The following is a 10,256-nucleotide window of genomic DNA, read 5'->3' on the forward strand; positions in this document are numbered from 1 at the left end:
GAACATCCCTTCCGTTCTAGATCAACTTATGCTGATACCATTTGGTTCCGCGGTAACGCCACATGAAGATGGCTCCGCGGACACCCCATTCGCAGTTCATAGCCAGCCAGACGCCTAATATGCCGAAGTTGAAGGTAATCCCCAGCAGATAACCAAGCACGACCCGGAACAACCACATGGTCAGCATGGAAGTGATCGAAGTGAACTTGGAATCGCCAGCCGCGCGAAGCGCCGAAGGGGCAATAAAGCTGATCGGCCAAAGGAACATCTGAACAATAGTATTGATCAGCAGGATGATGAAGATATCATGGACAATTTCTGTTGGCGGATCAAAAATACCGACAAGCGGATAAAAGAACGGCATAATCAAAATACCGATCAAGAACAAAGTGATGGAGCCAAGCACCAGAAATGACCTGATGAATTTTCGGGCATCCGCCACATTGCCTCTCCCGATACATTGACCTACGACCGTAACAATCGTCAAGGACAGCGCACCCGCAGGAATTTGCAGCACCGCTGCCAGCGAGCCGGCTATGGCATTGGTGGCTATCGCATACGTTCCCAGGCTGACAATGAACACCTGGGTCAGCAGCTTGCCGCCATTAAAGAACATTTGCTCGGCGGCGAATGGCACACCGATAAACATAATCTTGCGCAGCATGGACAACGGGAGGGTGAAGAGATCGCGGATGCCCAGATGCAGCGCCGCATCCAGCTTGAATATATAATACAGCGCACATATTGCTCCGGCATAGCGGGCAATATTGACGGATAATGTCATCCCGAATACACCCATATCAAGTACATTGATAAACAATATGTTGAGCAAGACATACAAAAGATTCGTGATCAGCGATAATGCCAAGGAAGCTCTCGACTTGCCTATGCCTCGCAATGCACCGCACACAGCCTGCACAATGGCAATCCCCATGTATGACACACCGCTCCCGATCAGATACGTTCGCGCACTATGGAGCACGTCCGCATCCGCCCCTCCGAAGAGCAGACTGAGAATCGGGGTGTGAAACACAACCAGAAACATACCGATCACCAGCGCCGTGAGCGAGACTGCCGTAACACTGCCGGCGGCAGACTTAGACACCATCAGTTGGTTCCCGCTGCCTTTATATTGGGCTACTACCACGGTTCCCCCCGTCGCAATAGCCACAAAGACATTGATCAGGAACATATTGATCGAATCCACCATGTTCACCGCACTGACAGCCGCCACACCCGAGGAGCTGATCATCGCCGTGTTTACCAGGTTCAAGCCGACAATGAAGGCCTGGTCAATCAGGATCGGCAGGAACAAAGCAATGACCTGACGGTAGTCCATCGTCTCGCCCGACAGATGCTTTTCGAGAAAATTACTGTATTTAGGGCTTAGTCTGAGCTGTTTCATAGAATCACATTCTTTTCTTATAAGATAATATAAATTGAAAAAACCCTTCCTGCGAAGAGCTTTCACGAAATATATATCGGTTTCTATCAACTTCAAAATGCTGGTAGAGGTCAGTTCGACGATACCACTCCAAATGCCTAATGTCAATGAATCCGGATACATTCCGGCGCCTTCCCCTTGACATTTTCACTCCGACATATATAATGATACAGTTTTCACAAAGTAGACTGAATTCAGGAGGGTGCATCGTTATGTGGTTTCTATTTGCGCTGCTTACCGCCTTCGCTTGGGGCGCGGCGGATTTATTTTATAAGAAAGGAAGTGATCCGGGGGACCGGTACAGTCATATCAAGATCGTTATTATGGTCGGTCTGGTGATGGGGATTCATGCTATCTCCTACATGCTTATTCAGGGAATCGCTTTTGATCCCATCGATATGCTTCGGTATTTGCCGGTGTCAGCGCTCTACATTCTATCTATGACCCTTGGCTATATCGGGTTGCGGTACATGGAGCTGTCCATTGCTTCTCCCGTACAGAACTCCTCCGGTGCAGTGACAACGATCCTGCTCTTTATTTTCTTCACCCATGTTCTAAGCGGCATCCAGGTAACGGGAATCATCCTTATTACGGGCGGTGTGGTGGCTATCGCAGTATTGGAGAAAAGACAGGAGCTTCGCATGCTCCGGGCGGATTCCGCCGTTCTGGACAAGAAATATCAAATCGGAGTCATGGCGATCCTGTTCCCGATTCTTTACTGTATCATAGACGGGCTGGGCACCTTTGCCGATGGGATCTATCTCGATGAGCTCAGTCTGATCAGCGAGGATGCGGCGCTGCTTGCCTATGAATTCACCTTTTTCCTCTGTGCGGTCATCGCCTTCATTTATTTAAAATGGATCAAGAAGCAGTCCTTCCATCTGTTCCGTGAGCGTGTAAAAGGGTATGCTGCCATCTTCGAGACAATCGGCCAGTTCTTCTATGTCTTTGCTATGGCCAATAACGCAATTATAGCGGCACCACTGATCGCTTCGTACAGCATCTTCTCCGTTATCCTGTCCCGACTCTTCCTGAAGGAGCGGCTCAGCAAGCTTCAGTACAGCGTCATCGTTGTCGTCATGCTCGGTATTGCGCTGCTCGGCATCGCCGATGAATTGTAAGTTGAACTCATGATCATACATTGGAGGCAACGTGTAAAGTGTTCTTTTACACTTATGCCTATTCTATGTAGCCGCTTTAGTTCAACTTATATATTCATCTAAATAAAATGAAAGAACGACCATTCAGGATATCCCGAGAGGCCGTTCTTTCATTCATACCCGATATTAAGATCTTAAGCCTTAGCGGGCTCGCTCCTCTTCGTTCACGTCGCCGTAGAACTTGAGCGAATAAAGCGCGCATAGTCCGACGATAACGTAGACAATTCGGGATAGCATGGCGCTCTGTCCACCAAAGATGGCTGCCACCAGATCATACTGAAACAGACCAACCAGAAGCCAGTTCAGCCCTCCCACAATCAAAAGCGTAAGCGCGATATTGTTCATTGTTCTCATGTCTGCCCACTCCTCGCAATGGTGTTCATTAAGAAAATGCCCAGGAGTGGACAGATTTATTCAAACCTTCAAATGATTGTCATTAACGTTTCTTCCTCTGCCGTGAGAACACCCAGAGAGCGGCTAATACCATGGCCATTGTCCCCAGACTGCTTGCCGAATCCTGATTCATTCCAAACAGCATGCATATGGATGTAACCGCAAAATTCGTCAAGACTGCAATCGCAATCAACATCAATGGGCGTGTAAAATTGTATCCCCTCATGCTCCCCTACTCTCCTGACTCAATAATGTCCTTTGATAAGTAACATTATATCAGTTCCCGGGCCTCTTTTAAAATGTACGTTTGAACTCAATCCAATCTAACTGAATACCTGGCTTGGTATGATCAAACGTCATCTCGTATCCGCCGGCTTCCAGCTCTACCTTCACCAGCTTCTGCTTGATCCATCGCCCATCCGTGCCGTTCGTCTGAATCGTCGTAACCACCTGGTTATTCAGAATCAGGTTGCATGCGCTTTGCGCCAGGTTATTGTCCGGGGACATGATATTGACAATGATCCGGTATTGCCCGGCCTCCGCCACCTGGAACAAGGTCGGCTCCTTCGCCGATGGATGGAGCCGTCCCTCTTCGGAAAGCTCCTGTGCAGCAGCAAGGTGCTTAGCGGCAATCGCGTTAACCTTCTCTTCTATAATCTGCTCTCTTGAGAATACCGGGGCATGCATCAAGAAGTTGCAAATGGTCATAGCGCTTCGTTGCAATTCCCCGACGGTTAAAGTCCCATTTTCCAGCGATTCCAAGGTATTGTCATCCAGCGAGTTAATCTCCGCGCCGTAGTTGTTCACAACCATGTACAGATCGTTCTGAGCCCGAACCATCCAGTTCGTGTATTTATTGCTTGGAGCGCCGCCGAAGGCGACATCATTCATGAGGGCCCACCAGTCCGTCATCACAATTCCTGTGTAGCCCCACTCTCCGCGCAGGATCGTCGTATTCAGGTCATAGTTCGATGCTGCCCAATGACCGTTGATCGGATTGTAGGAGGTCATAATCGAATTGGCTCCCGCCTCCTTCACCGCTATCTCGAAGCCCTTGAGATAGATCTCGCGCAGTGCTCGCTCGGAGACGACCGCATTGACTTTTGTCCGGTACTTCTCCTGGTTGTTGCACGCGAAATGCTTCAATGTAGCATTGGAGCCGCCCTGCTTGATTCCGCGCGTACATGCCGCGGCGAATTCTCCCGTAATCAAAGGATCCTCCGAGAAATATTCGAAGTTCCGGCCGTTCAGCGGGCTGCGGCGAATATTAAGTCCCGGTCCGAGCAGCGCGTCAATCTCATTTCTCAGCAGCTCTTGGCCTTCCATAACGTACAACTCTTCTACAAGCTCGACATTCCAGGTAGCCGCAAGCAGGGTGCCGATCGCAACCTGGGTTGCCTTCAGGCCGCTGTCCATCCGAATGCCGGACGGTCCGTCAGCGGTGCATCCTACAGGAATGCCATAGCTCAGCAGCGAATCGCTTACACCGCCGAATGCCGAAGCTGTTCCCGGCGTAACCAGCGGACTGCTCATGCCCTCGCCGCGAACAATCGCTGCCAGATCCTGGTTGCTGAGCTGTGCAATGAAGGTCTCCATGCTTACCTTGCCTTCATGAACATCCTTTAGCTTATAGCCTTGATCTCCTGTCTGCTCCAGACTCTTCGGAAGATTGCGCTCGATACGCTCCTCCATCGAGACGGTTCTAACCGGAACCGCCGAATAATCCGCCTCATAGGTTCCATCCGGTCTCCGCGCGCCCGGCTTCAATCGGGAGAAGCCCTCTACCGGTGCCATTGCCTCTTGAAGCTGCTGGACAACCTGAAGCGAGTTGACCGAATATCCGCCCTGACCGTCAATGGCCGCCACAACTGTATTTTTCACGCTCGTCCCTACATGCATAACATAAGTCCCCGCTTCAAGCACATAAGCCGAACGGTATCCCGTCATGCCGGCATCATCATAAGAGGCCATACGACGAGCCGGGAAGCTCAATGTTAAGCGCTGGGATTCTCCCGGCTGCAGGACACGTGTCTTGGCGAACGCCGCAAGAGCTCTTGCAGGCTGGCCCAGCTTGCCCTGAGGGGCTTCATAATAGAGCTGGACGACCTCTTTACCTGCATAGACATTCCCTGTATTCGTAACCGTCACATCAACCTCGATGACATCTCCATCCGATTTGTTGATGGTTCTTCCTTCTTCTGCCTGATAAGCAAATGTCGTGTAAGATAGCCCAAAGCCAAATTCATACTGCACCTTCTCCGGACAGAATGTCTCAAAATATCGATACCCGACATAAATATCCTCTTCATAGATGCTCTTCAGCTCATCGCCGTAATTTTTGGTGGACGGATAGTCCTCGATCCGGTAAGCGATGGTATCGGTGAGCTTGCCGCTAGGCGACACTTCGCCTGTGAGCACGTCAGCAATTGCATTGCCTCCCTCCATGCCCCCTTGCCATGCATAAATCACACTGGCAATCGGATAAGTATAGCGGCTATCGTCCAGCCAGCCCATATCAATAATATTGGACACATTGAGCACTACAATGGTCTGGTCAAAATGATGCGTTACCTTGTACAGCATATCCTTCTCATCATCTGTCAGCAGATAGCTCCCCGGTGCATTGGCATTATCCTGATCCTCGCCTGCGGTGCGGCCGATCACCACAACAGCCTTCGAGGATTTGCTTCTTGCCGAGGCCACCAGCTCATCACTCAGCGGCATTTCCTTCTGATGCCACGGTTCAGCGGCCCAACCGCCGCCCCCGTTGTCAAAGGGATTCTGCTCAATCCATTGTTCATATACGCCCGCCAAATCCTCATTCAACCGAATTCCGCTCTTGCCGCGCAGTCCATTCAACAGATTTGTCGTATGCGTTACATTCACGCTTCCGCCGGAACCGGTTCCGCTGCGGTAATAATTGATCTGGGTTCTTCCGAATACCGATACGGTATCCTGCGGAAGTAAAGGAAGGGCTTGCAAATCATTTTTTAACAACACCGCCCCTTCTGCGGCAACAGTTCTGCTGAACTCGGCGAAACCTTCTAGCGGGACTCCCAATTTCTTTGTTGTCAAAGTATTCTCTCCTTAATACGTTGTTTATAAAAACGTTTTTATTCTCTTTACTCTATAAGTTACCTTATCTTTTTGAAAAATACCATTGTTTTCGTAAACATATACAATCATTAGGGGCGAGGTACTGTCTGCCACCCCCCAGCGTTGCGCTCTACCAATTCCGTCAGGAAGCCCAGCCATTCCGGCTGATCATTCAGGCAAGGGGCATACTGAAAACGCTCAGCCTGTCCGCCAGAAGCTTGAAAATGCTCACGGCCTTCAATATTCAGCTCATGCAAGGTCTCCAGACAATCGGTGACAAGGCCCGGCGAAAAGACCATAGGACTGGAAATCCCGCGGTCATGCAAGCCCTTGAGAGTCTCCTCGGTAGAGGGACCTACCCATTCCTCCGGACCAAAACGGGATTGGAAGGATATCTGCCATTTTCCGTCTTCCCATCCCATGGCTTCGGCTAATAGCCGACCTGTCTCCATGCACTGCTGAGGATAAGGGTCACCTGTATCGGCATACCGCTTGGGAATGCCATGAAAGGTAAGCACTGTATAATCCGGACGGCTCTCTTGCCCTTGACGGTGCAAAATTCGCTGCAAATGAGCCTTCATAGCGTCAATATACCCCGGATCGTCGTAATAAGGCTCGACAAAGCGCAGCGCGGGAATAAAGCGCTTGGCTGCTTTCTCGCCAAAGCTCTTGCGTCCCAGTGCCGCAAAGCAGGTCTGGTCATACACCGACGCCGTCGTTGTTGAGGAGTATTGCGGGAACATCGGCACGATCAGAATACGGCTGATTCCTGATTTCTCCAATGACTCTATAGCCTTCTCAATACTGTGATCACTATATGCAAGGCCTAATTCGACCTGATAGTCCGATCCCAGCTTGGCCTGCAATGCGGTTTGCTGCCGGAGCGAATAGACCCATAAAGGCGAGCCTTCTTCAGTCCAGATTTGACGGTACAGGCTTGCTGATTTCTTGGGGCGTGTACGCAAAATAATTCCTCTTAGCACGGGCTGCCACAGTAAAGGATGCGTGTCTACGATCCTCCGATCGGAGAGAAACCGCCGCAAATACGGACGCACCGAGCGGGCTTCGGGAGCCGAGGGTGTTCCGATTTGAGCCAGGATCACACCGATCCGAGCGTGCTTCATCAACATTTCCATCCTCCATTCACAGCTTCACATCTGATGTATGAGCTATAGTATTGACTATATTATAATTCTTCGCTATCATTCTTCTCTCTTTTTCTTGCACAAATTTGAGGCATTTTCCCTGAATAGTAACCCGTTAAACTGAAGCCTGCCTTTTTCTCCCATGGTATACTTATACATGACCGATGTTGGCCGAAGCAAAAAGTCATCTTTTGATCACGATGCACTATATAAGGAGAGGACAGGTGTCTGTGCGTGGAAAAACATTACTGTTGAATCACATGAAGGCCCATTTCTTGTTCTACCTGGCTGCGGTGTTATCTCTGATTGCCGCAAATGTTACGTTTGCCTACTTCCCGAAGGTGTTGGGTGATTTCACCGACCATCTGCAAAGCGGGGAGCTGACCCGACCCGATGTTGGGTATTATGCGATACTTCTGGTCGGGATCGCGATTGTATACGGACTATGCTTCGGCATTGGACAGTATATCAATCACCGATTGGGGCGAATCTTCGAGTTCCGGGCAAGACAAGAGCTCTTCCATCATTTTACTCAATTAAGCGAGTCTTACTACTCCCGAAACGGAATTGGCAAGCTGCTCAGCTATGTCATGAACGACGTGACCGGTGTGCGGGAGTCGATTGCCAACGGGCTGAATCAGATGACCAATGCATCCGTGCTGATCATCTCCGTCATTGTCATGATGGCTGCGAGTGATATTCCGGCACTGCTCATTCTGGTCTGTGTGCTGCCGCTGCTCGCGATCCCCTTTCTGGTCATCGGCTTCGGACCGAAAATCCGCGACCGTTCCCGCCGGGTTCAGGAGGCATTGGCTTCGATGACAGAATCAGCTGAGGAACAATTTGAAGGCGTAAAGGTGACCAAGAGCTTCGCTGCGGAAAATATAGCTCGCGACCGCTTCGGGGCTTCTGTGGATCACATCCTGCAGCGTCAGCTCTCCCTGGTTAAGATCACCTCCATGTTCCAGGCGATTCTTCCCTTTACAGGGGCTGTCTCGATGGCTGTTGCAATCGCTTACGGCGGACTTCTGGTCACCCGCGGGCAGTTGTCGCTGGGTCTCTTCGTGGCCTTAACCTTGTACCTTCGCATGATTATGAATCCGCTGCGACTCATCGGGAACGTCATTAATACCATGCAGCGATCCCGGGCATCCCTGGACAGATTAAACCGGCTGCTCGCGGTAGAGCCGGAAATTAAGGAGGGCGATGACACTCTCCCGCCGTCCGAGCAGCACCTTGGCATCGATATACACCATTTGACCTTCGCCTATCCTGATGCCGGGGAAGCGAGTCTGGATGATATCAGCTTCTCGCTCAAGCCCGGCGAGACCCTGGGAATTGTGGGACGCACCGGGAGCGGCAAGACGACCCTGGTTAAGCTGCTGCTGCGTCTATATGATGCACCTCGCGGAACCATCTATATCGGAGGCCGGGATATTCGGGATCTGTCTCTCAGCAGTCTGCGCACGCAGATTGCGTATGTTCCCCAGGATGGCTTCCTGTTCAGCACCACCATCCGCGATAATATCGCTTTTTTCAACCGGGACGCAGAGCTGCATGAGGTCGAGGAGGCTTCAAGGCTGGCGGAGCTGCACGAAAGTATCGCCGGGTTCTCCGATCAATTCGATACGAAGCTTGGCGAACGGGGGCTTACCCTCTCCGGCGGGCAGCGCCAGAGAACCAGTCTGGCCCGGGGGCTTATCAAATCGGCGCCGATCCTGCTGCTGGACGACAGTGTGAGCGCCGTGGATGCCGTAACGGAGACAAAGATTCTGGCGAATCTACGGAAGTCTAGACAAGGAAAGACGACGATTATTATCGCCCATCGGATCAGTGCCGTTAAGCACGCCGATCATATCCTTGTGCTGGAGGACGGCAAGCTGTCCGAGCAGGGAACTCACAAGGAACTGCTTCGCCTCCAGGGTCTGTATGCTTCCCTGCATAAGATTCAGGAAGGAGAGGGTAACCATGCCGGCTGAAACCAAGCAGCGCGAGGATAACAAGCACACCGTCTCTCCGGAGGAACGCCGTCAAGCCTTCAAGGCTCTATTTTCATATGCCAAGCCTCACCGCAAATCCTTTCTCGGGGTCTTCATCTGTGCATTCCTAGCTATTTCGGCGGACCTGCTCCAGCCGTTCCTGATCAAATACGCGATTGATGAAAAGGTGCTCTTCGGTGCGTACGGGTCTAAAATTCTGATCGGGCTGGCGGTGGGCTATCTGCTTCTCGAAGCGCTTAGCGGCGTGTTCTCCTATGTTCAGGCGAACCTGCTGCAGCGCGTTGGCCAGAGCATTGTAGCTCTCCTGCGGAAAGACCTGTTCAAGCATATCACCGGACAGTCCATGTCCTTCTTCGACCGGAACTCCATGGGAGGGCTTGTCACGAATGAGTCCAGTGATACCGAGACGATCAATCAGTTCTTCACCCAGGTTCTGTTCAGTCTCGTCCGGGACGGACTCTCCCTCATTCTTGTTATCGTCTTCATGTTTGCGCTGGATGTGCGGCTTGCCCTGTATTGCCTGATCCTGTTCCCGATCATTACGGGTATCGCTGTGGCTTTCCGGAAGCATCTGCGATCCTGCTACCAGCAGGCCCGCTCGCTGCTCTCCCGGCTCATTGCCTTTACTGCGGAGAATTTATCCGGTATGAGCCTGATTCAGTCCTTCCATCAGGAGCAAGAGCAGGAAGACCGTTTTACGAGCCGGAACACCTCCTACTTGAAGGCAAATCTCCGGGAGGTCCGGGCATCGGTTCTCTTTAACCGCTCCTTTGATGTCCTCGGCAATCTGGCCGTTGCATTTGTCGTCTGGCTCGGCGGGTTTGCCGTGCTCGACCAACAAATCGAATTCGGCGTACTGTATGCATTCACCAGTTATATTCGTCAGTTCTTTCAACCGATCAACCAGATTACTCAACAGTGGAATACCCTTCAATCTACCACAGTGTCCATGGATCGGCTGTGGCGCATCTTCTCTGCCCAACCGGAGGTTAAGGAGCCTTCACCGGAAGAGAAGAAG

Annotated in this window: 8 protein-coding genes; 3 read left to right on the top strand and 5 right to left on the bottom strand. The window is 51.3% G+C overall.

The features are described 5' to 3' along the window. Positions 1-16 precede the first annotated feature (16 nt). Positions 17-1,405 carry an MATE family efflux transporter gene (locus tag TX85_RS15890; RefSeq protein ID WP_044480865.1) on the bottom strand — a complete coding sequence of 463 codons (1,389 nt, stop codon included), beginning with the start codon at positions 1,403-1,405 and terminating at the stop codon, positions 17-19. Between the two features lie 251 nt (positions 1,406-1,656). Between TX85_RS15890 and TX85_RS15895 the strand changes: the two genes are divergently transcribed. Further along, positions 1,657-2,565, top strand: coding sequence for an EamA family transporter (locus tag TX85_RS15895; protein ID WP_044480507.1), 909 nt, complete (start codon positions 1,657-1,659; stop codon positions 2,563-2,565). Positions 2,566-2,745: 180 nt separating this feature from the next. On the opposite strand, the gene TX85_RS15900 is transcribed toward TX85_RS15895, so the two are convergent. From TX85_RS15900 to hemH, 4 genes are all read right to left on the bottom strand, one after another. Further along, positions 2,746-2,958 (bottom strand): DUF378 domain-containing protein, encoded by a 213-nt coding sequence (locus TX85_RS15900; RefSeq protein ID WP_044480508.1) that lies wholly within the window; start codon positions 2,956-2,958, stop codon positions 2,746-2,748. 82 nt (positions 2,959-3,040) lie between these two features. Further along, complete coding sequence (locus TX85_RS15905; protein WP_044480509.1) at positions 3,041-3,223, bottom strand: hypothetical protein; 183 nt, start codon at positions 3,221-3,223, stop codon at positions 3,041-3,043. A 68-nt stretch (positions 3,224-3,291) separates the two neighbouring features. Then, complete coding sequence (locus tag TX85_RS15910) at positions 3,292-6,072, bottom strand: glycoside hydrolase family 3 protein (protein WP_044480510.1); 2,781 nt, start codon at positions 6,070-6,072, stop codon at positions 3,292-3,294. Between the two features lie 110 nt (positions 6,073-6,182). Next, positions 6,183-7,217, bottom strand: a complete 1,035-nt coding sequence (gene hemH, locus TX85_RS15915; RefSeq protein WP_233500782.1) for a ferrochelatase — start codon at positions 7,215-7,217, stop codon at positions 6,183-6,185. 251 nt (positions 7,218-7,468) lie between these two features. Here hemH and TX85_RS15920 point away from each other — a divergent pair, with 251 nt between their 5' ends. After that, entirely contained in the window at positions 7,469-9,217 is a 1,749-nt protein-coding gene (locus TX85_RS15920) for an ABC transporter ATP-binding protein (RefSeq protein ID WP_101781184.1), read from the top strand. Next, the coding region (locus TX85_RS27635) for an ABC transporter ATP-binding protein (RefSeq protein WP_044480513.1) at positions 9,207-10,256 on the top strand (1,050 nt) is incomplete at its 3' end. The genes TX85_RS15920 and TX85_RS27635, both read left to right, overlap by 11 nt.

The organism is Paenibacillus antibioticophila (assembly GCF_000455265.1).
Classification (GTDB): Bacteria; Bacillota; Bacilli; order Paenibacillales; family Paenibacillaceae; genus Fontibacillus; species Fontibacillus antibioticophila.